The sequence below is a fragment of the Pseudomonas sp. 50_B genome, from assembly GCF_017491625.1.
In the GTDB taxonomy this organism is placed as follows: Bacteria; Pseudomonadota; Gammaproteobacteria; order Pseudomonadales; family Pseudomonadaceae; genus Aquipseudomonas; species Aquipseudomonas danubii.
The window spans coordinates 271,145-295,212 of record NZ_JAFGYX010000006.1; the positions used below are offsets into that span (position 1 = coordinate 271,145).

27 protein-coding genes and 1 pseudogene are annotated in these 24,068 nt (G+C 56.4%); 13 read left to right on the forward strand and 15 right to left on the reverse strand.

Going from position 1 to position 24,068, the window contains the following annotated elements; translation table 11 throughout:
* Position 1: 1 nt before the first annotated feature.
* On the reverse strand, positions 2 to 586 hold the full coding sequence (locus J5M73_RS11350) for a hypothetical protein (RefSeq protein WP_207815657.1): 585 nt from the start codon (positions 584 to 586) through the stop codon (positions 2 to 4).
* Positions 587 to 695: 109 nt separating this feature from the next.
* On the opposite strand from J5M73_RS11350, the gene J5M73_RS11355 reads away from it, so the two are divergent.
* From J5M73_RS11355 to J5M73_RS11365, 3 genes are all read left to right on the forward strand, one after another.
* Positions 696 to 1,001 carry a hypothetical protein gene (locus J5M73_RS11355; protein ID WP_207815659.1) on the forward strand — a complete coding sequence of 102 codons (306 nt, stop codon included), beginning with the start codon at positions 696 to 698 and terminating at the stop codon, positions 999 to 1,001.
* Positions 1,002 to 1,066: 65 nt separating this feature from the next.
* On the forward strand, positions 1,067 to 2,026 hold the full coding sequence (gene trfA, locus J5M73_RS11360) for a plasmid replication initiator TrfA (protein WP_207815661.1): 960 nt from the start codon (positions 1,067 to 1,069) through the stop codon (positions 2,024 to 2,026).
* A gap of 284 nt (positions 2,027 to 2,310) precedes the next feature.
* Positions 2,311 to 2,685 (forward strand): hypothetical protein, encoded by a 375-nt coding sequence (locus J5M73_RS11365; RefSeq protein ID WP_243433761.1) that lies wholly within the window; start codon positions 2,311 to 2,313, stop codon positions 2,683 to 2,685.
* Between the two features lie 89 nt (positions 2,686 to 2,774).
* Here J5M73_RS11365 and J5M73_RS11370 read toward each other — a convergent pair whose 3' ends face one another.
* Positions 2,775 to 3,695 carry a restriction endonuclease gene (locus J5M73_RS11370; RefSeq protein ID WP_207815665.1) on the reverse strand — a complete coding sequence of 307 codons (921 nt, stop codon included), beginning with the start codon at positions 3,693 to 3,695 and terminating at the stop codon, positions 2,775 to 2,777.
* 283 nt (positions 3,696 to 3,978) lie between these two features.
* On the reverse strand, positions 3,979 to 4,173 hold the full coding sequence (locus J5M73_RS11375) for a hypothetical protein (RefSeq protein WP_207815667.1): 195 nt from the start codon (positions 4,171 to 4,173) through the stop codon (positions 3,979 to 3,981).
* A 569-nt stretch (positions 4,174 to 4,742) separates the two neighbouring features.
* Between J5M73_RS11375 and mobA the strand changes: the two genes are divergently transcribed.
* Positions 4,743 to 5,045: a plasmid mobilization protein MobA gene (mobA, locus tag J5M73_RS11380; RefSeq protein WP_207815669.1), complete on the forward strand. Its 303-nt coding sequence runs from the start codon at positions 4,743 to 4,745 to the stop codon at positions 5,043 to 5,045.
* 26 nt (positions 5,046 to 5,071) lie between these two features.
* Here mobA and J5M73_RS11385 read toward each other — a convergent pair whose 3' ends face one another.
* Genes J5M73_RS11385 through J5M73_RS11395 form a run of 3 tightly spaced genes read right to left on the reverse strand, consistent with a single transcriptional unit; the run spans position 5,072 to position 6,188 of the window.
* Positions 5,072 to 5,380, reverse strand: coding sequence for a hypothetical protein (locus J5M73_RS11385; RefSeq protein ID WP_207815671.1), 309 nt, complete (start codon positions 5,378 to 5,380; stop codon positions 5,072 to 5,074).
* Positions 5,370 to 5,618, reverse strand: coding sequence for a hypothetical protein (locus J5M73_RS11390; RefSeq protein ID WP_207815680.1), 249 nt, complete (start codon positions 5,616 to 5,618; stop codon positions 5,370 to 5,372). The genes J5M73_RS11385 and J5M73_RS11390 overlap by 11 nt, the downstream gene beginning before the upstream one ends.
* A 57-nt stretch (positions 5,619 to 5,675) precedes the next feature.
* Positions 5,676 to 6,188: a hypothetical protein gene (locus J5M73_RS11395; RefSeq protein WP_347709952.1), complete on the reverse strand. Its 513-nt coding sequence runs from the start codon at positions 6,186 to 6,188 to the stop codon at positions 5,676 to 5,678.
* A 125-nt stretch (positions 6,189 to 6,313) separates the two neighbouring features.
* On the opposite strand from J5M73_RS11395, the gene J5M73_RS11400 reads away from it, so the two are divergent.
* The 8 genes and pseudogenes from J5M73_RS11400 (at position 6,314) to J5M73_RS11430 (ending at position 16,040) form a co-directional block, all read left to right on the forward strand.
* Positions 6,314 to 6,562 carry a helix-turn-helix transcriptional regulator gene (locus J5M73_RS11400; RefSeq protein ID WP_207815683.1) on the forward strand — a complete coding sequence of 83 codons (249 nt, stop codon included), beginning with the start codon at positions 6,314 to 6,316 and terminating at the stop codon, positions 6,560 to 6,562.
* A 66-nt stretch (positions 6,563 to 6,628) separates the two neighbouring features.
* Positions 6,629 to 6,763 (forward strand): annotated as a pseudogene (locus J5M73_RS32165) (histone deacetylase); the annotation flags it as partial.
* 226 nt (positions 6,764 to 6,989) lie between these two features.
* On the forward strand, positions 6,990 to 10,028 hold the full coding sequence (locus tag J5M73_RS11405; RefSeq protein ID WP_207815684.1) for a type I restriction endonuclease subunit R: 3,039 nt from the start codon (positions 6,990 to 6,992) through the stop codon (positions 10,026 to 10,028).
* The gene (locus J5M73_RS11410) at positions 10,018 to 11,307 is read left to right on the forward strand and encodes a restriction endonuclease subunit S (protein WP_207815685.1); all 1,290 of its coding nucleotides are present in this window, start codon (positions 10,018 to 10,020) and stop codon (positions 11,305 to 11,307) included. The genes J5M73_RS11405 and J5M73_RS11410 overlap by 11 nt, the downstream gene beginning before the upstream one ends.
* The gene (locus J5M73_RS11415) at positions 11,304 to 12,503 is read left to right on the forward strand and encodes an anticodon nuclease (RefSeq protein ID WP_207815686.1); all 1,200 of its coding nucleotides are present in this window, start codon (positions 11,304 to 11,306) and stop codon (positions 12,501 to 12,503) included. The genes J5M73_RS11410 and J5M73_RS11415 overlap by 4 nt, the downstream gene beginning before the upstream one ends.
* Complete coding sequence (locus J5M73_RS11420) at positions 12,500 to 14,122, forward strand: type I restriction-modification system subunit M (RefSeq protein ID WP_207815687.1); 1,623 nt, start codon at positions 12,500 to 12,502, stop codon at positions 14,120 to 14,122. Before J5M73_RS11415 ends, J5M73_RS11420 begins: the two co-directional genes overlap by 4 nt.
* 618 nt (positions 14,123 to 14,740) lie before the next feature.
* Entirely contained in the window at positions 14,741 to 15,592 is an 852-nt protein-coding gene (locus J5M73_RS11425; RefSeq protein WP_207815688.1) for a hypothetical protein, read from the forward strand.
* Positions 15,576 to 16,040, forward strand: coding sequence for a hypothetical protein (locus J5M73_RS11430; RefSeq protein ID WP_102862573.1), 465 nt, complete (start codon positions 15,576 to 15,578; stop codon positions 16,038 to 16,040). Before J5M73_RS11425 ends, J5M73_RS11430 begins: the two co-directional genes overlap by 17 nt.
* 18 nt (positions 16,041 to 16,058) lie before the next feature.
* On the opposite strand, the gene J5M73_RS11435 is transcribed toward J5M73_RS11430, so the two are convergent.
* From J5M73_RS11435 to J5M73_RS11465, 7 genes are all read right to left on the reverse strand, one after another.
* Positions 16,059 to 16,247, reverse strand: coding sequence for a hypothetical protein (locus J5M73_RS11435; protein WP_102862572.1), 189 nt, complete (start codon positions 16,245 to 16,247; stop codon positions 16,059 to 16,061).
* Positions 16,248 to 16,319: 72 nt separating this feature from the next.
* A complete protein-coding gene (locus tag J5M73_RS11440) occupies positions 16,320 to 16,994 on the reverse strand; it encodes a hypothetical protein (RefSeq protein ID WP_102862571.1) in 675 nt (224 codons plus the stop codon).
* Positions 16,991 to 17,572, reverse strand: coding sequence for an RNA polymerase sigma factor (locus J5M73_RS11445; protein WP_060836949.1), 582 nt, complete (start codon positions 17,570 to 17,572; stop codon positions 16,991 to 16,993). The genes J5M73_RS11440 and J5M73_RS11445 overlap by 4 nt, the downstream gene beginning before the upstream one ends.
* Before the next feature lie 37 nt (positions 17,573 to 17,609).
* The gene (locus J5M73_RS11450) at positions 17,610 to 19,379 is read right to left on the reverse strand and encodes a VWA domain-containing protein (RefSeq protein ID WP_102862570.1); all 1,770 of its coding nucleotides are present in this window, start codon (positions 19,377 to 19,379) and stop codon (positions 17,610 to 17,612) included.
* 88 nt (positions 19,380 to 19,467) lie between these two features.
* Complete coding sequence (locus J5M73_RS11455; RefSeq protein WP_102862569.1) at positions 19,468 to 20,028, reverse strand: YbhB/YbcL family Raf kinase inhibitor-like protein; 561 nt, start codon at positions 20,026 to 20,028, stop codon at positions 19,468 to 19,470.
* Between the two features lie 201 nt (positions 20,029 to 20,229).
* Entirely contained in the window at positions 20,230 to 20,493 is a 264-nt protein-coding gene (locus J5M73_RS11460; protein WP_102862568.1) for a BrnA antitoxin family protein, read from the reverse strand.
* Positions 20,471 to 20,749: a BrnT family toxin gene (locus tag J5M73_RS11465; protein ID WP_102882683.1), complete on the reverse strand. Its 279-nt coding sequence runs from the start codon at positions 20,747 to 20,749 to the stop codon at positions 20,471 to 20,473. Before J5M73_RS11465 ends, J5M73_RS11460 begins: the two co-directional genes overlap by 23 nt.
* A 192-nt stretch (positions 20,750 to 20,941) precedes the next feature.
* Between J5M73_RS11465 and J5M73_RS11470 the strand changes: the two genes are divergently transcribed.
* Positions 20,942 to 21,535: a DUF4291 domain-containing protein gene (locus tag J5M73_RS11470; RefSeq protein ID WP_207815690.1), complete on the forward strand. Its 594-nt coding sequence runs from the start codon at positions 20,942 to 20,944 to the stop codon at positions 21,533 to 21,535.
* A 173-nt stretch (positions 21,536 to 21,708) separates the two neighbouring features.
* On the opposite strand, the gene J5M73_RS11475 is transcribed toward J5M73_RS11470, so the two are convergent.
* On the reverse strand, positions 21,709 to 23,211 hold the full coding sequence (locus J5M73_RS11475; RefSeq protein WP_102862565.1) for a YdgA family protein: 1,503 nt from the start codon (positions 23,209 to 23,211) through the stop codon (positions 21,709 to 21,711).
* Positions 23,212 to 23,422: 211 nt separating this feature from the next.
* Positions 23,423 to 24,058, reverse strand: coding sequence for an NADH:ubiquinone oxidoreductase subunit N (locus J5M73_RS11480; protein ID WP_102862564.1), 636 nt, complete (start codon positions 24,056 to 24,058; stop codon positions 23,423 to 23,425).
* Between the last annotated feature and the right edge of the window lie 10 nt (positions 24,059 to 24,068).

The following is a 24,068-nucleotide window of genomic DNA, read 5'->3' on the forward strand; positions in this document are numbered from 1 at the left end:
GTCAGTCGATAATCTCAAGCCCCAGGGAGCGAGCCAGCTCTCTGGTTTCTGAATCCGTTCGAACACGGTTTAGCGCCGTCTCCTCGCGTTCCCGCTGCTTGAGCAGATAGACCTCGTTGAAACACTCGATAACCTGCTCACGGGTTAAGTCCGAGATCGATAGCCGGCGCTTGAGGGTGTTCAGAATATTGCGCGCACTGAGCTGAGCCGCCTCCCGCAGATACGTTCTCAACAGCAAGTCGCGAAAAACCCAATCGCTGACCCACGCCTTCGATAAAGCCCAAAACAACAGTCGCTGGTAGGTATCCCAAGCCATGCGCGCTTGGCCACTCAGATACCGCCGCAGAATCCGCCCATCTGCGTCCTTGAAACCGTAAATCCCGAGGTCCGTAAGCAATCGCTCAAGCGCGACCTTCGACATACCCGACTTCTGCAATATCCCGGACGACAGGTACTCCACCAGATCCACCGGAACACGGACAACAAAGTTTTTCCGGCCCGCTCCCTGATGACTTTCAATCTCACGGAAAACGAGCTGAAAGACTTCTTCAGGATTGATATCGGACTCAAAGGATGATGGCTGCATGTACCCATTCTTTGGCTAATAGCCGCATCTGTCAAAAAGGTGTCCTAGTTGATCGGTCCTCAATTGGCGAAAGCTGCACGTACTCCATAGCAACCGAGCGACAGTAGCGATGAGCGTCGATTACGAAACCATTCAAAAAATCCAGAAGCTTTCAGATGACGTGCTGATAGGCGTAGCCGAGGTCGCGGCGCTAACAGGATTCAGCGTGTTAACCGTGCGTCAGCGCAAATTGCCGGGGCTTGATCCCCTTCCGGGACTATCGCGGCTACGCTGGCGTCTCGGCGATCTTCGCCAGTGGATGCGCCATGGGCCCGAATGCACTTCGGATTCGCCAGTCAAGTCAGTGTTAAAAACTACGCCAGGAAATCGAGTTGGCCGCCCTACAAAAAAAGAGCAAGTAGAGGCTAGAAAATGAGCACTCGCACAACTACCTCCATTCAAGATTAAGCAGTGGTCACTTCGTTTATAAACGAGCCGCTAATGCCGCCAGAGCTCCATACGAATGACATCACGAATTCAGGGAGCAGGCGTCTTGCACAACTCGCCAAACTTGAAGCTCGAGCCAGAGCGGCTGACAAGGCGCAGCTCAAGCCAAAGCCTGCGATTACAACCCCAACGCTGAGAACATGGCCGGATGAGGTTCGCGGCGTACCGAATGCGTTCTTGCGGTCGGCGCTTTTCGGAGCAGTAAGGAAGGGCAGTCGAACTGATCTAAAAATGGTGGTGATTAACTCTATCGGGGGCGTGCAAATTTCTTATACAGGAACGCGTCTCGACCAGATTGACCTTTCCGTATGGCTAAGCGTGTTGCACCTCTCTCGACGGCAAATGCTAGGCCAGGAGCTTCGCTACAAGGCTTACGGCGTGCTTAAACTCATGAAAAAGACCGACACGGGTAAGAATAGGAAGCTGCTGCACGATCGCTTGCTGCGATTGGCCACGTGCACCGTTGAGGTCGTGCTGGGTGATATTTCCTATACCGGTAGCCTGATCAAAGACTTCTATAAGGACGAGAATAGCTTGGAATACGTAGTAATTCTTGACGCCAGGCTAAACGCATTGTTCTCCAAATCTGGCTTCAGTTACATCGACTGGAGTATTCGGTCTGCATTGGATGGCCAACCACTTGCCCAATGGCTTCATGGATTTTATTCGAGCCATGCAAAAGCTTACGGACTTAAAGTAAGCACACTGCACCAGCTCTGTGGAAGCGAGGCCCGCGAAATCTGGAAGTTTAGCCAAACGTTATGTCGCGCGTTCGACGCTTTGAGCGATGCCTACAACAAACACGGCAAATCATTCGAGTACGCCATTCGAGGCGATTTGGTACACGTCCAAAGACAGGAAAGCCTGACACAGTGCCGACATCTCTCGAGGGTGGAAAAAACAAAAATGATGCGTGCCGTCCTAGCGGGTAGAGAATACCGTTCTAGGAGGTAACGCTTGCCGTTGCAGCGGGTAGCGTAGCCCGTTCCAAAAGGTAGGCTATCCACAGCCAATAGTGCCTGTCGGCCTGACAGCACAAAGGCCGCAGCATGTGCCCCTCTAAATACTAATCTCAACCTAATCAGTACTAATCGGATATCGGACGAAACTCAGCCCCTAACGAGCAGTCGAGGGATCGTCCGCAGCCGGCTCAAACGCGGAAGATGAATGCTATGGCTAACCGGAGTCGTACCACCGTTGAGCGAATAATCCTCCAAGCCCGGATATGGGGGTGGGATATGTCCTGGTCGTTCAGCATGGCCACGCCGACCGATACCAGGCCAATCGGCCACCATTATTCAGAGCATACTGCGATCAAGCTTTACGGCTCCGTCCGATACCCTGAAGCATTCAAATACCCAGCCCTAGAATGCTACCTATACGTTGACCCATTACTCCTAAGCGACAAGTCGGTCCCTCGCTGCATCGGTTCCATGCAGGCGACTGGCAAAAAACTCATCGCATATGTCGCCGTTCACAATGACCGCTTCAACAGCTTAGTCATCGCTGCAAGTCGACTTGTTGCCCTGGAGATCAATGCGGAGCCGCTGAGATATCGCAAGGCAAAGGTGATGGGTATCCACCTAAGCACCGAGCTGGAGTCCGATTGGTAATGGTTTTTTGATCATCGGAACGCTAGTGTCCAGTGCTCGTTTACTAGCCCTGCCCCCGGTGCCGAGAACTATGACGAGGTCCAAAACCCTCATTCCTCGTCGAAGTAATCGCTATCCAGTTTCGGTAGTTTTAGAAGCCGGGACGTTACCCCAACCTCGTGGTCCATCATCAGGTTGACCAGTCGGATGCCATCCACTAGCACCATGCCTTCCACTGAGCTGACAAAGTCGATGCCTTGGGCAGTGAAACCCGACGTAGTGATAAATACCCCTCGCTTGGCCTTTTGCCCTGCAAGTGCTCCATAGAACGCTTGCAACTCAGGACGGCCTACAGTGCCTTGCCAGCGCTTTGCTTGGACATAGACTTTTTCCAGTCCGAGCTTATCAAGCGAGATTACCCCGTCAATTCCGCCATCTCCGCTACCACCAACACGCTGCAAATCGTTTCGGCTAGCCCCGTAGCCAAGACTGTGCAACACGTCGAGCACAATAACTTCGAAGCGGTTGGGGCTGACTTGTAGCAGGTTATCCAGTAGATCTGCTGCTGTTGCATCACGTAGCTCACGTAGAGCCTGTTCCAACCGATCGTCCGGGCTCACAGTTGCTGATATCGGTGTATCTGCACCCTGCTCTAGCCCATCTAGCGGGACGGCATCTGTGGGGCTCCTAAGCTTCACGTCCATGAAGCCGATGGCGAGTTGTTCAACCTGATCCGCCGTGAGCGGTGACGGGTGCTGTGTGGAATAAGCAGCGCCAGCTTCGGTGAGTCTCCAATAGCCTCGTTTGGCGCTGGAGGACAACCCTGCGCGCTTGAGACGGTCGTGAGCCCATCCAGCGCGGTTCTTATAGGTCGCTTGCCCACTCGCAATCAGCTCTTGAAGCTGTGGCTCAGATAAATTCAAAGCCTGGGCCGCAGCCTCATGCGCGTCGCGTGCTGTCGCGCCTTCAGGATTCGCCGCCAGGTAGCGCAAGATCGGCTCAATGAATTTGTCGTATGTAGGAACGGACATCAGGATTCCCTTCGCAAGGTTGCCAGCGTGGCCAAATGTGGTAAGCCGCATGTTATCCGGAGTTTGAAAAATTATGTTTGTGGTCTGTGTCTGATGATCGTGGAGTGGAATCCAAAAGACAGCTGCTGCCTACGACCGCCCATGCAGAGCCTGGGCAGTAGCAGCCAGCCTGATCACTAATTGATAATGACCTCGCACTACTCTGTGAAACGTGCGAACTCCGCAATGAAAACGACGACCCGCATGCCGTCACTCTCGCAAAAATCTTTCGATATGTGAGGAGCTATTTGCTCTTAGCGAACGCTGGCGGGGCAATGCGCTGTCGGCGCTGGCTTGGATTGACAGAGTCAAGCAGAACTTCCTTGATGCGCTGAGCAGAAATCTCGAGCTCTTCGGATGAGGCGTTCTGGATAGCACGAATCAACCGCTCACGATTGGAGCGCTTCAGATCCATAATCTCGGCTACTTTCGGAGTCACTGGACTGTTCCATAACTATCTCCAAGGTATCTTGAGAGAATTACCTGAGATATACACGCTAGTGCCAAATAGCTCCCTCAGATTCGTCACTTTAGCCTTTGTGCCACCGCATCACCACAACCGTCCCAAAATCGTCTCACGCTTATCAACGTCAAGCGTGCACGCATGCTGTTTATACCCTCCCTCTGTATCAGAAAGTCACTCAAGGCCAGGGGCAATTCGGTAAATCCTAGCTCTCGCTCTAGCGTCTTTCTCGCCATCCAATCGTCGTATCCTCAGCCGCTGATGGATGATGCATTCTTTGCTTATGTAATCGTTTTAAATTCGCCTTTTTTTCGTACCCAAGGCGTCCCCTCAATGCTTACGCCTTTTGCATCCAGGCTGTAACTGGGTAGTGCACAACTCATCTAAATTCTGAAAGCAAAGACTAGGACAAGGTAGGGTTTGTGATACCGCCAGTTCCTGGCGCCTCACAACCGGCGCGCACCAGTCGTTACACTCCCTTTGCTTGCCTACCTTCCCTACTCAGGGCAAGCCCCGAGACCCCAATACCTGGAAAAGGAAAGCTCATGAGCAGTAGCGAACAACGCCGACGCACAGGATGGCTGCCGGCAATTCGTTGTTTCGAGGAAGAAGAAGCACTGGTACGCGAGAAAGCCCACGACAGCGGAATGAGTGTTGGTCAGTTCGTGCTGGCCGCCGCATTGAAGCGACAGACCAGAAGCAAAATTGACTCCCACGTAATCAATGAACTGCGGCGCCTAGGCGGCCTTCAGAAGCATCTGTTCACAGAGGGCAACGGCGCGCTTTCCAAGGAGTACGCAAATATCTTGGTTGAGATAACTGAGGCCATTAAGCGCATCGGGTGTTGAGGTAAATCAGTTGGCGCCTTGGTGACTTACAGCTCTGTCCTTATCTCATGCAGTGCCAGGACTTCGTACTCTGCTAGACCATGACTGCACTGCTCCAACCCTGCCGTCGAGCTGAGCACTTGATGCTCGATTTCCTGTTGCTCCAACAATCTTCCCAACAAGATGACCTCTCCGTCCGCCTCCAGCTTACGAAGCTGCTCTGGACAGTCAAACGCCCAACGATCAAGTATTTGCCAGCCACGGGCGTGATAAGACGGAGAACGCAGAACAGATTCAAGGGTCGCACGCGCCAACACATTGGCAGCGATAGATAACGGCGTGCTGTTACCGAGCATACGAGTCTCCCATCTTACGAAGGCGTGTAATCATTCTTGTGTTTTGTGCCATCGAGGAAGAGCGGAATCCACCTTTTTTCTTAAGCTCTCCGATGTGCTGAACGGAGAATCCGAGAGCAGAAAGGGTGGCGACATCATCGCGTGCAAGGGCCAGATTAGCCGAGCGCATCATCGCATTCGCCTGCTCCAGTCGAATGATATCTGTCAGCACAGGAGTGCTTCTGACGGGATTGCTCATAGATCGCTCCTACTGAATGATGAACTGACTCTCAGGAACGGTAGTCCAGCGCCGCCACTAGGTACCAAGCAAGGTATCGAGTCTAGCCTCAGTATTGAGTACCTCTGTCGGCCTCAAAACGAGGCTGAACACAGGAACATCAAGATTGCTGGTCAGCACCTCCAACCGATGATTGTGCTTCCCTACCGGGACGATCCGCCAAGAATTAATTTCATCGAACCTAAAGAAATGCTCTGCGCCTTTTACTGGATAGGCCAGCAGCCTGCGTGCAGAACCATCGATACCCAGGTAGGCATCGTTAATCTTTGCGAATACTTCTAGCTGTGGTTGAAAACCTGCGTTCTGGAAACCTGCAACCAGTTGCTTCAGCTTCTCTGCATAGCGTTGGTTAACACGCCAAAACAACCATCCCCCTCCGACGAAGTAGATAGCCAGAGCCCAGAACAACCATCGAATGGCCGGATCAGCACCGCTAGCAAACCCCAAAAAAAACGGTAGGTTGAAACCGCACAAAACCACCACAACCAGCAGCAACGCACCAACCGGCAGACTCCCAACGATCCATAGCACTCGGAATAGCTCCCAAATCTGTCTCATCACTTTTACTCGCGCCAACGTTCGGAACAAAATATCTGAAATTCAGATATCTTAAAAGCAGATATAGCTTAGTAAACTGCCCCTCCATATATGCGGCCATGACTAAAGCTATCTATCGACGTGAGCATGAGATTTTTCTTCAAGTTTTAAAACGCATGCGCGTCGAATCAGGAATGACTCAAGCGCAGTGCTCTGCCGCCCTAGGTAGACCGCAGTCATTCATGAGTGATGTGGAGCGAGGAGTCAGAAGGCTCGATATTGTTCAGCTTCGCGATCTATGTCTTGTCCTTAAGACTGATCTCTCAAGTTTTTCCAAAACGTACGAGCAAGTCCTTAACGATGTGTAATGCATGCATCCAATCCTGCTTATATCCTGCAGGACATGACTGGCAGAGATCGGCCAGGAATGGACAGTCGCCGCTCGCGACGAAGCTGTGCTTAACCACTGCCTGGGTCGCGATATACCCATGGCATGGCTGATCGACGACGGATACGAAAAAGACAGCACAACCCTGGCCGAGCGCCAAAGGATTCTCATCACAGCATAGAGCGAGTCTGGACGGAGCGGACTTGGGCTAAACGTGCCCCGTAGGATGTGTTGAGCGCAGCGAGTCCCATCGATAGCGATCGCGGCAACCGCAAAAGATATGATGGGTATTGCGCAGCTCAGTTAATCCTAAGAAATACGAACGCAGGCCCTTTTCCAGCTAATACGTGGCGATTCACAATAGTCATGTTTTACTACGGGCCATATGAGATTGCAGAGCATCATCAATGAGTGAGCAAATAATCGAACAAGGCTTTATCGACAAGCTAATTGAGCTCAAATACAGCTACCGCCCAGATATCACAGACCGCACCTCAATGGAGCGCAACTTTCGTGAGAAATTCGAGGCCCTCAACCGGGTTCGCCTCACTGATGGCGAATTCGCCCGCCTCCTCGACGAGATAGTCACCCCTGATGTGTTTGCGGCGGCGCGTACCCTGCGCGAGCGGAATGCGTTCATCCGCGAAGACGGCACTCCGCTGAACTACACCCTAGTCAATATCAAAGACTGGTGTAAAAACACCTTCGAGGTGGTCAACCAGCTGCGCATCAACACCGACAACAGCCACCACCGTTTCGATGTGCTCATACTCATCAACGGCGTGCCGTGCGTTCAAGTGGAACTGAAAACGCTGGGCGTCAATCCGCGCCGCGCCATGGAACAGATCGTCGAATACAAAAACGACCCGGGCAACGGGTACACCAAAACCTTGCTGTGCTTTCTGCAGTTGTTCATCGTCAGCAACCGCGACAACACCTACTACTTTGCCAACAATAACGCCCGTCATTTCTCGTTCAACGCAGATGAGCGCTTCCTACCCATCTATCAGTTTGCTGACGAGGCGAACAAAAAAATTACATACCTCGACAGCTTTGCCGAGACCTTTCTCGTCAAATGCACGCTTGGCCAAACGCTCAGCCGTTACATGGTACTGATAGCCAGCGAGCAGAAGCTCATGATAATGCGCCCGTATCAGGTCTATGCCGTCAAAGCCATAGTCGACTGCATCCAGCAAAACTGCGGCAACGGCTATATCTGGCACACCACCGGCAGCGGTAAAACACTCACGTCCTTCAAGGCATCCACGTTGCTCAAGGACAACCCTGATATCGAGAAATGCCTCTTTGTGGTCGACCGCAAAGACCTCGACCGTCAGACTCGTGAGGAATTCAACAAGTTCCAGGAAGGCTGCGTCGAAGAAAATACCAACACCGCAGCGCTGGTACGCCGGCTGCTGTCCGAGGACTACGCCGATAAAGTAATCGTCACCACCATCCAGAAGCTCGGCCTCGCCCTCGATGAAAATAGCAAACGTAACAAACAGCGCAAACGGAGCGACCAGCTTACATACAAAGAGCAGTTGGCCCCGTTGCGCGACAAACGCATTGTTTTCATCTTCGATGAATGCCACCGCTCCCAGTTTGGCGAGAACCACAAAGCCATCAAAGAGTTCTTCCCCAAAGCCCAGCTATTTGGCTTTACTGGCACGCCCATATTTGAAGAAAACGCCTCACGGGTAAAGGTGGAAGACCAGCAGGCTTCTTACCAAACCACAGATGAGCTATTTCAGAAACAGTTGCACGCTTACACCATTACCCATGCGATTGAAGACGCCAACGTGCTGCGTTTCCATATTGACTACTTCAAAACAGAAGGTAAAAAAACACCCAAACCTGGAGAACGCTTGGCCAAGCGTGCGGTGATCGAAGCCATCCTCGCGAAGCACGACATGGCCACCGCCCAGCGTCGTTTCAATGCCATTTTGGCTACGGCCAGCATCAATGACGCCATCGAATACCACAGCCTGTTTGCCGAGCTGCAGCAGGCTAAAAAACTGGCCGACGCTGACTACCAGCCACTGAATATCGTCTGCGTGTTCTCGCCGCCTGCCGAAGGGAATCCGGACGTAAAGCAGATTCAGGAAGACCTGCCGCAAGAAAAGCACGACAACGAAGAAGACCCGGAAGGCAAAAAAGCGGCGCTCAAAGCCATCCTGGCGGACTACAACACCCGCTACGGCACCAACCACAGCATCAGTGAGTTCGACCTCTACTACCAAGACGTACAAAAGCGCATCAAAGACCAACAGTGGCCCAATACTGACCACCCGCATGCGCAGAAAGTCGACATCACCATCGTAGTCGACATGTTGCTCACCGGCTTCGACTCCAAGTACCTGAACACGCTATACGTGGATAAAAACCTCAAGTACCACGGCTTAATCCAGGCCTTCTCTCGAACCAATCGCGTGCTCAGTAGCGTTCAGACACCCGACAAGGGGCCTACAGGGATAAAACCGTTTGGCAACATCCTAGACTTCCGTCATCAGCAAGAGGCCGTGGATGCGGCCATCCGCTTATTTTCTGGTGAAAAGTCCAGCCCACAGGCCCGCGAAATCTGGCTAGTCGACAAGGCCCCCGTAGTTATTGAAAAACTACAAACGGCTGTACAAAAGCTGGATGATTTTATGCGTTCGCAAGGTCTGGCCTGCGCACCGGAGGCGGTGCATAACCTTAAAGGCGACGAAGCCCGCGCCGCTTTTATCGGCCACTTCAAGGAAGTACAGCGCCTCAAAACCCAGCTAGACCAATACACGGACCTCACTGAAGATAACGCCGCCGCCATTGAGCACATCCTACCCAGGGAAAACCAGCTCGGCTTTCGCGGTGCATATCTGGAGACGGCCCAGCGCCTCAAGGCCCAGCAAAACAAGAACGATAAAGACGCAGATGGCAAAACAGATGCAGTGGACCAGCTCGATTTCGAGTTCGTGCTTTTTGCCTCCGCCGTAATTGACTACGACTATATTGTGGGGCTGATGTCGCGCTTCTCACAGCTAGAGCCCAGCAAGCAGAAGATGAGTCGCGATCAGCTCATTGGACTGATCCAGGCCGATGCCAAGTTTATGAACGAGCGCGACGATATTGCGGCCTATATCACCACCCTCCAAGCCGGCGAAGGCCTCAGCGAAACAGCTATCCGCGATGGCTATACCCGCTTCAAACAACAAAAAGACGCCGCCGAACTCGCTGATATCGCGGGCAAACATCACCTGGACCCAACTGCATTGCAAGGTTTTGTAGATGGCATCCTGCAGCGCAGGATCTTCGACGGCGACCAGCTTAGTGACCTTATGGCCCCGCTAGATCTCGGCTGGAAAGCTCGTACCCAAGCCGAACTTGCCCTTATGGAAGACTTGCACCCCCTCCTAAACAAACGCGCCCAAGGCCGCGACATCTCAGGACTTAGTGCGTATGAGCAGTAATACAAAAACACGCGGCGCAATGGAAGACAGCAAACCCGCGCTGGTGCCGAAATTGCGATTTCCAGAGTTTCGGGGGGCGGAGGCGTGGATGGAACAGGCTGGTGACGCCTTGTTTGATCAAATCAAGGAGCGAAATCCGGAACCTGGCCTTCCCGTTCTCGCGATTACCCAGGAGCACGGGGCAATCCCTCGAAACCTGATCGACTACCATGTCTCGGTCACAGAGAAGAGCATCGAAAGCTACAAAGTCGTTCGGGCCGGTGACTTTATTATCAGCCTCAGATCGTTCCAAGGTGGCATCGAGTATTCGCGGTATCACGGCATCTGTAGCCCGGCCTATGTCATTCTCAGGAGTCGCCATAAAGGTGCCGCTGAATACTTCAGGCACTACTTTAAGACAGAGAGGTTCATCCGTATCCTCACAAAGAATCTGGAAGGATTGCGCGACGGCAAGATGATCAGCTACGCGCAGTTTTCAGAGCTTCTCATTTCCGTTCCGTCGCTCCCCGAACAACAAAGAATCGCCGAGTGTCTGAGTTCGGCGGACGATCTGATCGCCGCGCAAAAACGGAAACTAGATGCGCTCAAGACCCATAAAAAAGGACTGATGCAGGAGCTTTTCCCCCGAGAAGGTGAAACCCAACCCCGCCGTCGTTTCCCAGAATTCCAAAACGCCGGGGAGTGGAATACACATCCATTTGAGGACTTTGTAGTCAAGTCTTTCTACGGGACATCGAGTTCAACCTCACCGACAGGTAAGTATCCAGTCCTACGCATGGGAAACATGTCCGACGGCGGGCTAGATTTCACAAACTTAGTCTATATCGACCTGGATCCAAATTCGTTCAAATCCTTCCGATTGGAGGACGGAGACATTCTGCTCAATAGAACCAATAGCCCTGCCTTAGTGGGAAAGATTTCGCTCTTCCGGCTCAAATCAGAGTGCATAACAGCCTCATATATCGTCACGTATCGTCTGAACAAAAAGCGAATCGATCCTTCGTTCTGTAACTTCATGCTGAACACTCCGCTGTATCAGGCACGAATTAAGAAACTCGCCAAGCCGAGCATCAGTCAGGCGAACATCAATCCGACCACATTTAAGAAAGAGATAATAGTTTCTGTTCCTGCAGTCCCTGAACAACAACGCATCGCCGACTGCCTCACCACCCTAGACGACCTTATCGCCGCACAAACCCAAAATCTCGAAACCCTCAAGACTCACAAGAAAGGACTAATGCAGCAGCTTTTCCCAGCCCCTGCGGAGGTGGAGGCATGAGCGGTATTCGCATTTACCAAAGTTTGCGCACGCTGGTGACACGGCTGCGCGACGACTTGAATAACCCGACGAAGCCCACAGAGCTTGTCCTTCTTTACGCCTACAACCGCACCGGCAAGACTCGGCTCTCCATGGAGTTCAAGGATGCGGGCAAACGCAAGAATAACGGCACGGCAGACACCCTTTATTTCAATGCCTACACTGAGGATCTGTTCACTTGGGAAAATGATCTCGTTGGCGATGCTGCCCGGCACCTTCGGCTCAACCCTGCCTCCACTTTCTTCAACGGCCTGAGAGACCTTGCACTCGACGAGACCATTGCGGGCTACCTCAGCCGCTATGCTGATTTTGACTTCGATATTGATTACGGGACATGGAAAGTCACTTTCCGCAAAGGCGAAGCGGAGGACATCAAGATATCCCGAGGCGAGCAGAATATCTTCATTTGGTGCCTCTTCATGGCCATTTGCGAGCGGATGCTTGATGGACACGTTTCCTATCAGTCGAAAAAATATCTATACATCGATGATCCCATCTCCTCGCTAGATGACAACAATGCCATCGCTGTGGCCTGTGATCTCGCAAAGCTCCTGCGCCGTGTTGCGAGCCGCACAGGCCCGAATGGCATTCCCGCTCCCATTAAGGTGGTTTTCTCCTCCCACCACGCACTCTTTTTCAATGTGATGTGCAATGAGATCGGCAGAGCTAAAGAAGGGGAGCCAAAAGTGTCCCACAAGCGTTACTTTCTACACCGCCCCAATGGTGCGGGGGCCTTTTCCCTCCGAGCTACCGAGGACACGCCGTTTTTCCATCATGTCGCGACCCTCGCCGAACTAAAAGCGGCCGCTGACCCCGTTTCCGGCAAACTCTACACATTTCACTTCAATGCGCTGCGCAGCATTATGGAAAAAACGGCTTCGTTCTTTGGACACGCGGACATTTCGTTCTGTCTTAAAGCACTTGCTAATGAAGAAGACACAGCACTCTACAACCGTGCACTCAACCTCTTGAGCCATGGTAAATACGCTATCCATGAGCCTACCGAAATGGGCGAGGACAACAAAGACCTGTTCCGCCGCATTCTCAGAGACTTCATCACCACATTTAAATTCGCCCTGCCTGACTTATTGGACGCGAAACCAGCCACAGCGGCTGCCGCACCGATCCCAGCGCCCACAACCGAAGCCACCACATGAACGACACCAATAGAAAACAACTTGGCCAAACCCTTTGGACCATAGCCGATCAACTTCGCGGGGCGATGAATGCGGACGACTTTCGCGACTACATGTTGTCCTTCCTCTTCCTGCGGTATCTGTCAGACAACTATGAGATAGCGGCAAAGAAAGAGCTTGGGAAAGACTATCCAGAGTTGCCCACTGACGTTTTGCAAAAAACAGGGGCGTCGACCCCTCTGCAAGTCTGGTATGAAGAGAACGAAGCTGACATCCCGGCATTCGAGAAACAGATGCGCCGTAAAGTGCATTACGTCATTGAGCCGGCACATCTCTGGAACAGCATCGCCAACATGGCCCGCACCCAGAACGGTGAGCTGCTCAGCACATTGCAGGCAGGCTTCAAATACATCGAAAACGAATCATTTGAGAGTACCTTTCAGGGGCTCTTCTCCGAGATCAATCTCGGCTCAGACAAACTGGGCAGAACTTATGCCGACCGCAACGCCAAGCTCTGCACCATCATTCAGAAAATCGCTGAGGGCCTAGCAGAGTTCTCCACAGATATTGATGCTTTGGGCGATGCCTATGAATACCTCATAGGCCAGTTTGCAGCTGGCTCAGGCAAAAAGGCAGGCGAGTTTTACACACCTCAGCAGATTTCCGACATTCTTTCCGCCATCGTCACCCTCGACAGCCAAGACCCGAAAACCGGCCCCAAAAAACGCCTGGAAAACGTACTGGACTTCGCCTGCGGCTCTGGTTCGCTGCTGCTGAATGTGCGCAAGCGCATGGGCCCACATGGTATTGGCAAGATTTATGGCCAGGAAAAAAACATCACCACCTACAACTTGGCCCGCATGAACATGCTACTGCATGGGGTGAAGGACACAGAGTTCGAGATTTATCACGGTGATACCTTGAGCAACGACTGGGACTTTCTGCGTGAGCTAAACCCCGCTAAAAAACCCGTGTTTGATGCCATTGTCGCCAACCCGCCCTTCAGCTACCGCTGGGACTCAACAGAAGCCATGGCTGACGACGTGCGCTTCAAAAACCATGGTCTGGCCCCGAAATCCGCTGCCGACTTTGCCTTTCTGCTGCACGGCTTTCATTTTTTGAAAGACGATGGTGTGATGGCCATCATCCTGCCCCATGGCGTGCTGTTCCGTGGAGGTGCCGAGGAGCGTATCCGCACCAAGCTGCTAAAAGACGGCCATATCGACACCGTAATCGGCTTGCCATCCAATCTGTTTTATTCAACAGGTATCCCTGTGTGCATTCTTGTGCTCAAGAAGTGCAAGCAACCGGACGACGTGTTGTTTATCAACGCAGCTGAGCATTTCATCAAGGGTAAGCGCCAGAACCAGCTAACGGACGATAACATCGCTAAGATCATCAAGACCTACCAGACCCGTGAGCCAGAGTCCCGCTATGCGCGCAGGGTGGAGATGAAGGAGATCGAAAAGAACGGCTACAACCTGAATATTTCCCGCTACATCAGCACGGCGAACGCAGAGGCAGATATTGACCTACAAGCCGTAAATACCCAACTGATCACACTGGAAAAAACCATCAAGGCAGCACAGGACAACCACAATATGTTCCTAAGAGAGCTGGGGCTGCCACTATTAGTGTGAGCCGCAAAGCGACTCAACGAGTTAGCATTAAAGGCACTGAACAGACAGCAATACTTTGTTATGAAAAATGAAAAGGGGCCCGTCTATTTATATGGCAAACCGGGCCGCTTTTGGCTAATCGCGCTCTGTAATAAGGCAGCATCCTTGCCCGTTCGGGTCATGCCATGACTCCGATCAATTCTCCGGACACATCATATCGGACGCAGCGCGCGAGCCATTAGATCCAATATACGATTGCTGGAGTTTTCCGCGTGTCGATGAACGCGTGCAAATGCCACAAATTTGCCACACTCACCCCGCTAACCCGGGCAAAAACCCGCTAACCTCCGCTAACACAACCCATTGATTCCCCAGCTAATCCCCGCTAACGTATTGATTCTAAACGTCGACTTTTAGGACTCCGAAGGCAGGGGTCGTGGGTTCGAATCCCGCCGGGTGCACCAGCTTCAACGAGAAAGCCCCAGGTCTGATGACCTGGGGCTTTTTTGTTTCCGAAAGCCGGCGTTGCCGGCAGCAGCCTCATTCACTCCCTGATCCAGGACGACGGCTCGCGACTGGAGGCTGTCCCGGTGGAGCGCGACTTGCTACATTCCCAGCCCCCCCGGACAGGAGGTCCCGATGCTGCGCCATCCCCTGCTCAACCATCCCTTCGAGCCAGACATTCGTGACTGGGTCAGCTGTTTCATGGGCTATGACATGCCCCCGGAGCGGGATGCCGAACTGAGCCGCTACAACCCCAATGATTCCCAGGACCGCGAATACCTGATCCGTCATTACGCGTTGCGGCGCGACTACCCCCAGCAGAACTTCCGTCATCGGCAACGGCTGGTGGAGGTTCTGCAAGCCGCACTGGACGATCCGGACTATGACTTCGACAACATCTGGGAGCCTGCTGAAGATGACGACGAATACGCGCAATGGCCCAGCACTTGGCCGGCGGTGCTCGACGACAGCCGGGACTTCTTCCAGCGCCTGCTGATCGCGGCCCGGGAGCGGTGGCACGAGGACCTGATCCGCGCCCGCTTGCCTTCTCTGCAGGCATGCAGGGCGATTGCGCAGCGGGATCGGGGCACCCGCGACTGGCTGTTCAACATCGACAACAGCGAAACCTGGAGAGCGGTCTTCAATGAGGCGGCCACGCCCTATGACTTCAATACCCCGGGCCCGGTGTTTCAAGGCGAGCAACTGAGCCTGCAGCTGTATGGCGATCTGGGACGGCTGTCCGTGCCTTGCACCTGGCCGGTAAGCCAGGCCCCAACCCACTGCCGCTTGCTGCTTCAGGTCCAGGGCATTAGCGAACTGGCGGTCAGCGGTACGCGCTTCGACGGGCGCCTGCGTACCCAGCTCACCCGCCTCAACCCCGGTTATCACCTGCACCTGGAAATCGGTTTTGACTGCGTGATCGAATGCGTGGCGCTGTCCGTGAACATCACCGACGTCGAAGGAATGCGCGATGAAAAGCAACTTTGAAGTGGCCCTGGAACGTCAGGAAATGCCCCAGTTCTTTCGCGGCCAGGGCCAGTACCTGACCCGGGATGGCGATTGGGACGAGCACCTGTACTGCATCAACTGGCCAGGGATCTTCGCTTATCTGCGGGACCACGCCGATGGCGCACAGCAACTGAGCAGCGCCTTCGAGCTTTACGTCTACAGCGTTGGGGAAACCATCGAGGATTGCTTCGGCCTGCGGGAAAACCTGTTCGGCTACTACTCGACCCGGACCCGCTGGGCGCCCGAGAGCGTCGATCTGCTGGCACAGCTGCCGGAGCCCTGCCGGCGGCGCATCGTGCAGCGTTTGAGCTGGTATCGCTGGCAGGTGGAAAATCACGCCCGGCTGCTGCCGGAACGGGCCCGGCGCATGAGCGCGGACGGTGCCTGCGCCGAGTTCATCGACCTGCCCGCCTTGCCCTACAGCTGAACCCGACGGCCGCCGGGATTATTCATCCTCGGCGGCTTCGGCGTCCTGCTGCGCTTGTTCGGCTTCGTCCTGCGCCTCGGGATCGGCGCCCTCTTCAGCCTCTTCCAGGCCAAAGTCCTTGCGACTCTCCTTGATGGCCTGACGGATATCCGCGCCCTTGATCGGGCAGTTCAACATTGCCGCTATACGGTCGATGCGGGGTGCCATGACCGGCCTCTCACTTTCTGGAAACTGCGCAGATAGTGCGCGCTTTCCCTGGCGACAGCCAACCCCCGCACCTTATTGACGACGCAAGGCTTGCAGGCGCGCGTCCAGATCCTCCTGTGGATACTGTTCATGCAGCTGCAGCAGCAGCTCGGCCGCCTCGCGACTCTGGCCGCCTTCCCACAGGCGCAAGACCGCCTGAAGCTGCTTATCCAACCGCTTGAGGGTCCGCGGCTCGGCCGGGGCCGACATGCGTTGGGCCAACTTGCTCGACTCAGCCCTGGGCTTGGCCATCGCTGGTGGCGCTGCGTCACTCAGCGCTTCGAGCTCTGGCGCCGCGGCAAAACTGCCCACAGGGGCTGCCGCAGTCATGGGCTCAGGGACACTCAAAGCCCCGGCCAGCTCGGCGGAGCGTGGCGCCGCCTGACGCGCCATGGGCGCCGCTGGGGTTGGAGCGGGCGCGGGCGCGGGAACAAAGGCCTGCTCTTGTGGATAGTGCTCCGGGGAAGGCCGCAGCAAGCCAATGACCAGGGCCACGCCAAACAGGCTGGCAAAGGCCAGTTGATAGCGCGGCCGCTGGCAGGCGCGCATCCAGCGCTGCCAAAGACTCGGCTTGGGCGCAGGGGCTTCGCGGCGCGCAGTGGCCAGGATCAGGGCATCCAGATGGGCCGGTGGCTCCTGGGCGCTGTGTTGGCGGATGTGCGCCAGCATCTGCTCTTCAGGGGACGGGGTCTGTCGGGCGTCAGTCATGTGAGTACCTCCTCGGCCAGGAGCCGACGCAATTTTTTCAGCGCATAACGGAAACGGCTTTTCACCGTTTCCAGGGGCGCCTGGGTCAGGCTGGCGATCTCTGGCAGTTCCAGGTCGCCGTGGGCCCGCAGCAGGAACACTTCGCGCTGGTCTTCGGGCAAGTCCTGCAAGGCGGCTTCGATACGCTGCTGGTCGCGGCACAGGCTCAGTTGCTGTTCGGGGCCGGGAGCCTGGTCGGTTTCGCCGTGCAGTTGTTCGTCGTAGCTGTCGTGCAGCGGGTTGCGCTGGCCGTGCTTGCGCCAGTGGTCGATCAGGCGGTTGCGCGCGATCTGATACAGCCAGGTACGAAAGCTGGCCCGACCCTGGGGTTGGCTGGCGCTGCGGATCAGGCTGAGCCAGGTGTCCTGGTAGACCTCTTCCGCCAGCTCGGCCTTGCCGCACAGGCCCAGCACAAAGCCATACAGGCCCTGGCGGTGGCGCTGGTACAGCACCTCGAAAGCCGTCGGATCTCCGGCGCGATAACGCGCCAGCAGCGCTTCATCGCTGCTGGCATCGGTGGACATTTGAGGAGCAGACATGGGGCGGATGAACTCCTGTTCACTGCTCGTGATGTGGCTATTCAAGGCGGCTCTGCACCTGGCTCATGTCCACGGGCTGCGCCTCGGCCTGGGGCGCATCTCCCGCCTGGGTTTTCGGCGCCTGAGTTTGCAGGCTTTGCGCCAGCTCTACCAGTTGTACGAACTCGCCGCGCAGTCCGTAAGGATCTTCGCCCTTGGCGCCCCGGGCCAGCTTGGCGGTGTCGGTCAGGCTGAAGTTGCCGGTGTAGCGGCCGTCCTTGAGCTGCTGGGAGAACGCCGCCACCGCAGCGGCGAAGCGCAGGTCGGGGCTGGCCTCAGTCAGTTTAGCCGGCTGCTGCGCGCTGATCGGCCGTTCGATCAAACGGCTACTGCCACCTTCCGGCGCCTTGTAGCGCACCCGCAGCATCGCCAGTTCACCATTCTTGCCACCCTGCTGCGGCGCCTTGGCCTGTGCATAACGCAGGGGCTCCAGCCAGCCCTTCTCGCCCGCCGGGACGATTTCATACAACGCGGTCACCGTATGCCCAGCGCCGATTTCCCCTGCGTCCACTTTGTCGTTGCTGAAGTCTTCACGCTTGAGGGCACGGTTCTCATAACCCAGCAGACGGTATTCGCTGACTTGGGCCGGGTTGAACTCCACTTGCAGCTTCACGTCCTTGGCCACCACCGCCAGGGTCGAACTGAGCTGGTCCACCAGTACCTTGCGCGCTTCGCGCAGGTTATCGATGTAGGCGTAGTTGCCGTCACCGGCATCGGCCAGTTGCTCCATCAGGTGCTCGTTGTAGTTATCCACACCGAAACCCAGGGTGGTCAGGGAGACACCGCTCTTGCGCTTCTCGGCGGCCATGGCCTTGAGGCTGTCGAAGTCGCTGATGCCGACGTTGAAGTCACCGTCGGTGGCCAACAGGATGCGGTTGATGCCCTTGTGGATAAAACCCTGCTGGGCCATCTGGTAGGCCAGCTGGATGCCCGAGGCGCCAGCCGTGGAACCGCCGGCGCTGAGCTGGTCGATGGCGCTGCGAATCTTCGCCTTGTCGCGTCCGGAGGTGGGCTCCAGCACCACTCGCGATTCGCCGGCGTAGACCACCAGCGACACCCGGTCCTGATCCCGCAGTTGATCCACCAGCAGCTTGAGGGTGCTTTGCACCAGGGGCAGGCCTTCGCGGCGGTCCATGGAACCGGAGACGTCCACCAAAAACACCAGATTGGCCGGGGCCAACTCCGCCACCGCGCGATCCGATGCCTTGATGCCGATGCGCAGCAAACGGGTGTGCGCGTTCCACGGCGAGGGCGCCAGCTCGGTGGTCACGCCGAAGGGCGAGCCATCGCTGGGCAGGGCGTAATCGTAGGGGAAATAGTTGACCAGCTCCTCCAGGCGCACCGCGCCTTCCGGCGGCAGGCTGCCCTGGTTGAGCAAGCGGCGGACATTGGCATAGGCGCCGGTGTCGACGTCGGCGCTGAAGGTCGAGACCGGTGCTTGGGCAACGCTGTGGATCGGGTTGTCCGGCAACTTCTGGTACTGCTCACGGGCCTCGTCGCGGTAACCGGCCATGATCGAATCACGGGCGGCGATGGGCGCCGGCATCGGTGCCGACAACCTCATGGGATGCGCCACGCGCTTGGTCATGGCGGCATCGGCGTGTTGCGCCTCGTACTGCGCTTCAGGCGCAGCCTGCAATGCTCCCTGGGTTGACGACCCGGCGGCGGATTCGGGCTTGGACGACACACCACAGCCGGCAACCGCCAGCAACAGACCGGCGGCGAAACCCTGGGCGACCGGACGAAGGAAATGCACGGGAAGGGACATGGGGGCTGACCTCGGGAAGAAATGATCCATTCCCCCCTTCAGACGAAGCCCCTGAGCCATTCGGGTTAAGCCACGGAAAAAAATTCACTCAGCGAGAGTAGCGGCGCACCACACTGCTATTGCGCAACACGTGGCCGTTGATCTTCTCCAGCAACTGAGCCCGGGTCAGCCCGGCAGGCAGGGCATCCGGCGCCAGATCCAGGGCGTAGATCTGGATGATGTAGTGGTGCGCGCTGTCACCCACCGGCGGGCATGGGCCCATGTAGGAAGTACCGTTGCGGCTGTTGAGGCCGCCCACACCTTCCAGAGTCGGCTTGGTGCCCGCTCCGGCGGGAATCTGCCGAGTGCTGGACTTGATGCCGTAATGCACCCAGTGATCCACACCCTGGCCCTTGGCGCCGTCCGGGTCGTGCATGACGATGGCGTAGCTCAAGGTGCCGGTGGGGCCTGCGGTCCAGTTCAGGGCCGGGGAGTTGTTGTGCCCGCCACAGCCCTTGGCATCACTGGCATTGCCGGTGGTAAACAGCCGGTCATCCGAGACCCCAGGGATGTTCAGGGTAAAACGCTCCTGGGCCTGCACGGGAAACTGCAGGCACAGCAGCACGGCACCAGCGGCCAGCCAAGTATTGCGTGAGGCAAAGCGAGACATACGAAAGCACCTTTTGCAGATGAGATCAGGAGGCCAGAGGACTATAGCCTGCACAAAAGAGCGCGCTCCTTCGTGCACGGCGCGGGGAGATTGAGCTTGAGGACAGGGGTAGTTGTAAATGGATATTTCAGAGTCCGACCGCGATCGCGAGCACAGTTCGCGGCCGGCCAGACACTGCGCCCGACATGACGCGGCAGGCCCTCAGCCTCGATGGGCCTGCATGTACTGACGCAGCAGTTGGTTGATCCGCGTCTGATAACCCGCGCCCTGGCCCTTGAACCACTCCAGCACATCGGCGTCCAGGCGAATGGTCACGGCCTTCTTGCCCGGCAGGTGCACCTCGGCGCGGCGAAAGAAATCGTCATCCAGCTCGGGAATATCTGACGTATCGATGCTCTGGTCATCGGCTTTCGCCAGGCGATCCCAATCCGTTTTCGATCCGTCAGTTTTCGATCCGTTGGACATAATATTTAGCCTCCCGTTTAGTGGCTTTTCGCGCCGAGATAATGCGCACCGCATGACCCCGCCGCTCGGTATGGACCACCACGCCCACCAGGGTCCTGATCCAACCGAGGCTGACCCAGCGCTCCTCGCCGTAGTCCAGGCGCTCATCGCGCAAGGACAGCACCGGACGCTGGAACATCAGCACGGCATCGTTGAAATCGATGCCGTGCTTGAGCAGGTTGGCGTGGTTCTTGGCCTCGTCCCATTCAAAGTACATGAGTAATTCAGTATTTACAAATGTACATACAGGCTAGCCGACCGTTCGCCAAAAGCGGTCTGGGTAAACACCTGGAAATACAGTCGACTCGGTGCTCATGCCAGTCGCAGTCAACGACACTGTTGTCAACAATCCGTACTCTATCCACCCCCGGGCGGCTTCCCGGCCGCCCGCTTTTCATAAGGAAATGCCATGCATAAACCCGCAACAGAACTCCCCCAGCGCCAGATCCGCGCGCTCTACGACTCCGACACCATCCGCGTCTACCAGGCCTACTCCGACAGCATCGCCGACGCCGCCCTGGCCCACGGCACCTTCGTCTCCCCGCCCTTCAAGATGGAGCGCATGACCTGGATAAAGCCGTCTTTCCTATGGATGATGTACCGCGCCGGCTGGGGCTACAAAGACGCCGGACAGGCCCGCATCCTGGCCATCGACATCAGCCGCGAAGGCTTCGAATGGGCCCTGGCCAACGGCTGCCTGAGTCATGCCGACGAGTCCATGAGCAAAGAAGAGTGGTTGAAGTTGAAAGACCAGTCACCGGTGCGCATTCAATGGGACCCGGAGCGTGACCTGTACCTGCGGCCCCAGGAACACCGCGCGATCCAGATCGGCCTGAGCAAGGAGGCTGTGCAGTTGTATGTGAACCAATGGATCAAGCGCATCACCGATGTCACCCCCCTGGCTCACGAGATTCATCGGCTTATTCAGCTAGGTGATTTGGACGGCGCCCACAGTCTGATTCCGCAAGAACAGGAATATCCCACTCCCCGCGAGTACAGATGAGTCGCTCTTGGCGCCAGCTCAACCATCAGCGACGCCTGCCCTACCTCCTCAGGACTGAGGCGCAAACACTGCATGACGACCACTCTCCGGACAGCAAAACGCCCGGGCTGTTGAACAGCGCCGGGCGTTGGGCTTCGCGGTCGGAGGGCGCCAGAGACGCCCCCACTTAGGGCTTACTGCAGGGTGCCAGCACCGCCCATTTTGCTCATGACAAAACCCACGAACTGCTCGACGGTCATCTTCTGGCCGTTGAAATTCACTTCGTTATTGGCGTAGTGCAGCGACGACACCACCGCATTGCCTTCCAGCTTGGCCAACTGGGTGGCCAGGGCCATGGCGCTGAGCATTTCCGCGGTGGCGGCGCTTTGCTCGGCGATTTGCTTGGCGTCGGTCTGGCCTTCGGCCTGGGCCTGCAAGGCGGCGACGTCGGCCAGCATCGGCTTGGACAGCGACAGCTTGGCGTCCAGCTGGCTGATCAGTTGCTTGCCCAGCTCAGCCGGCGGCAGTTCCAGGCTCTGCGGCTTGGCCAGGTCCAGGCTCAGGCTGAAGCGGCTTTCACCACCAGCGGTCTTGAATGCCAGGCTTTCCAGGGCGATCTGTGGTTTGGCTTCCAGGACCTTGTTCACCGCGGCACGTACCTTGACCTGCTCGGCGTCGCTCATTTGCAGTTCCGGTGCCGGTTCGCCCTCGGCAGTCGCCTCGTTGGTCGCCTGCTGATACGGCTGCAGCACGGTCTGATAGACCTGGACCAGATCGAGCATGCCCTGGCTGTCGAGGTTCTTCATGCTCCAGAGCATCTCGGCCGAACCCACGGTCTTGCCGTCGAAGGCGATTTCGCCCACTCGGTAATCCGCGCGGCCCGCTACCGTGCTGCCGGTTTCTTCGCTGGAGGTCTTCTGTTCGAAGTTCTTCAGGGTCAGCACCGACCGCTTGTCACCGAAGGTGGCCTTGGTGCTGGTGAGCTCCAGGGTGTTCTGCCCCAGGTAGTAGTCGAAGCTGCTCTTTTGCAGGTTGCTGGCCAGGGTCAGGCCGTTGATTTCCAGTTTGAGCGGTGCTTTATCCGGCGAGCTGAGGAACAGGCTCAGGCTGTCCATGTAGCCGTCGACCTTGGCTTTCTGGCGGTTTTCGCTGACGCTGAAGGTGGCGTTCAGACCGGAGAACTTGAGGTTGTTCAGCTCATCCCGGGCCAGCTCCATCGGGGCGAAATCCACAGTGCCCTCGGCGGACAGGTCATAACCAACATTGACCACGCCCTTGAACGGTGCAGCACCCTTGGTGGCGGCAAACCACTTGTCGGTCTGGGCATTATTTTCCAGTTGGAAATGACTGGACGCCATGACGGGCAGCCACTTGAGACGGATCAGGCGCGAGAAAGGCAGCGGGCCGTGTTCGATGTGGTCGGCGATCATCAGTTCCAGCCCACCGTTGAACACCTCGCCCTGGGTCTTGAGGCGGTAGCGGGCGTCGCTGCTGAACACGCCACGCTCCAGGGACACCAGTTCCAGGGTAGCGGTGGCGTCATAGCCGATCAGCGCCGCTTGCAGCTCCTTGTTGCTTTCAACCACCTGCTGCTGCAGAACCCCTTCCAGCTTGGTGCCGGTGTACCAGGCGCCGCCGGCACTGATGACACCTACCGCGACGACGATTCCTAACAGTACGCCTGCTGATTTATTCATGTCTGACCCGATCAATATCCGTTGTTTGAAGGTGTGCTCGTCTTCCCTGAACCCATGACGGGTTGCGGCTCGACTCCGCGCAAAACCGGCGCAGATTACCACTGGCGGCTAGCGCGAGCCCAACAAAAGCTAAAAAGCACCAAGCCTCAAGCGCCAAGCTGCAAGCTAAAGGCAGCAGGCGGCTTGAGGCTTGAGGCTTGAGGCTTGCAGCTCAGGAGTATTGGACTTCCAGGGCGTCGAGTTGATGGTCGAAGCTCTTGAGACGGGCGCTCCAGGTGTAGACCAGTACTTCGAAGTCACGATCGATCACCGGGCTGTTGCCACGGGATTCGCCGCGGGGATCACAGAAATCCAGCTGGTATCGCTCCCGCGCCATGGCGGTGGCGACATCCGACAGCTCCCGGGCATTGTTCAGCCAATGGCGTCCGTCATCGGCCTGTTTGTCCAGCAGGATGCACTGCTTTTTCAGAGCTTCCAGGCTCTTTTCCAGCGGGGTGCCGGTGAGTTCGCCCATGACTTCGGCGAAGGTCCGCCCCGGCTGCCAGTAGCTGCCCCAGAAGTAACGGTCGAATACGGTCTCAACCCGGCGCAGAGCCACCTTGGTGTCCCAGATCATCACCAGGGTCTTGCTCTGTTCGAGCTGTCTTTTCTTGATTTTCTGACTTTGCCACGAGGCCCAGGCCACCACACCGATGGCCAACACCGCGATCAGCGCGCTGGCGCTGTCGAGGAACACCATGGCCTTGTCGATCTGGTGGGCCAGCATGATGCCGTAGAAGTAGGTGGCAGACAGCAGCACCAGTGCACAGAGCGCACACCAGAAGCCCGGAGCATAAGGGTTTTTCATTATTGGAATC

Coding starts and splice junctions, on each gene's coding strand:
- J5M73_RS11450 (WP_102862570.1), bottom strand. CDS start 19,379: ATGTCCCTTCCCGTGCATTTCCTTCGTCCGGTCGCCCAGGGTTTCGCC.
- J5M73_RS11480 (WP_102862564.1), bottom strand. CDS start 24,058: ATGAAAAACCCTTATGCTCCGGGCTTCTGGTGTGCGCTCTGTGCACTG.
- J5M73_RS11365 (WP_243433761.1), top strand. CDS start 2,311: ATGTCCTGGTCGTTCAGCATGGCCACGCCGACCGATACCAGGCCAATC.
- J5M73_RS11370 (WP_207815665.1), bottom strand. CDS start 3,695: ATGTCCGTTCCTACATACGACAAATTCATTGAGCCGATCTTGCGCTAC.
- J5M73_RS11435 (WP_102862572.1), bottom strand. CDS start 16,247: ATGGCACCCCGCATCGACCGTATAGCGGCAATGTTGAACTGCCCGATC.
- J5M73_RS11400 (WP_207815683.1), top strand. CDS start 6,314: ATGACTAAAGCTATCTATCGACGTGAGCATGAGATTTTTCTTCAAGTT.
- J5M73_RS11425 (WP_207815688.1), top strand. CDS start 14,741: ATGCTGCGCCATCCCCTGCTCAACCATCCCTTCGAGCCAGACATTCGT.
- J5M73_RS11355 (WP_207815659.1), top strand. CDS start 696: ATGAGCGTCGATTACGAAACCATTCAAAAAATCCAGAAGCTTTCAGAT.
- J5M73_RS11410 (WP_207815685.1), top strand. CDS start 10,018: ATGAGCAGTAATACAAAAACACGCGGCGCAATGGAAGACAGCAAACCC.
- J5M73_RS11420 (WP_207815687.1), top strand. CDS start 12,500: ATGAACGACACCAATAGAAAACAACTTGGCCAAACCCTTTGGACCATA.
- J5M73_RS11465 (WP_102882683.1), bottom strand. CDS start 20,749: ATGTACTTTGAATGGGACGAGGCCAAGAACCACGCCAACCTGCTCAAG.
- mobA (WP_207815669.1), top strand. CDS start 4,743: ATGAGCAGTAGCGAACAACGCCGACGCACAGGATGGCTGCCGGCAATT.
- J5M73_RS11460 (WP_102862568.1), bottom strand. CDS start 20,493: ATGTCCAACGGATCGAAAACTGACGGATCGAAAACGGATTGGGATCGC.
- J5M73_RS11440 (WP_102862571.1), bottom strand. CDS start 16,994: ATGACTGACGCCCGACAGACCCCGTCCCCTGAAGAGCAGATGCTGGCG.
- J5M73_RS11445 (WP_060836949.1), bottom strand. CDS start 17,572: ATGTCTGCTCCTCAAATGTCCACCGATGCCAGCAGCGATGAAGCGCTG.
- J5M73_RS11430 (WP_102862573.1), top strand. CDS start 15,576: ATGAAAAGCAACTTTGAAGTGGCCCTGGAACGTCAGGAAATGCCCCAG.
- J5M73_RS11475 (WP_102862565.1), bottom strand. CDS start 23,211: ATGAATAAATCAGCAGGCGTACTGTTAGGAATCGTCGTCGCGGTAGGT.
- J5M73_RS11470 (WP_207815690.1), top strand. CDS start 20,942: ATGCATAAACCCGCAACAGAACTCCCCCAGCGCCAGATCCGCGCGCTC.
- J5M73_RS11415 (WP_207815686.1), top strand. CDS start 11,304: ATGAGCGGTATTCGCATTTACCAAAGTTTGCGCACGCTGGTGACACGG.
- trfA (WP_207815661.1), top strand. CDS start 1,067: ATGCCGCCAGAGCTCCATACGAATGACATCACGAATTCAGGGAGCAGG.
- J5M73_RS11350 (WP_207815657.1), bottom strand. CDS start 586: ATGCAGCCATCATCCTTTGAGTCCGATATCAATCCTGAAGAAGTCTTT.
- J5M73_RS11405 (WP_207815684.1), top strand. CDS start 6,990: ATGAGTGAGCAAATAATCGAACAAGGCTTTATCGACAAGCTAATTGAG.
- J5M73_RS11455 (WP_102862569.1), bottom strand. CDS start 20,028: ATGTCTCGCTTTGCCTCACGCAATACTTGGCTGGCCGCTGGTGCCGTG.
- J5M73_RS11390 (WP_207815680.1), bottom strand. CDS start 5,618: ATGAGCAATCCCGTCAGAAGCACTCCTGTGCTGACAGATATCATTCGA.
- J5M73_RS11385 (WP_207815671.1), bottom strand. CDS start 5,380: ATGCTCGGTAACAGCACGCCGTTATCTATCGCTGCCAATGTGTTGGCG.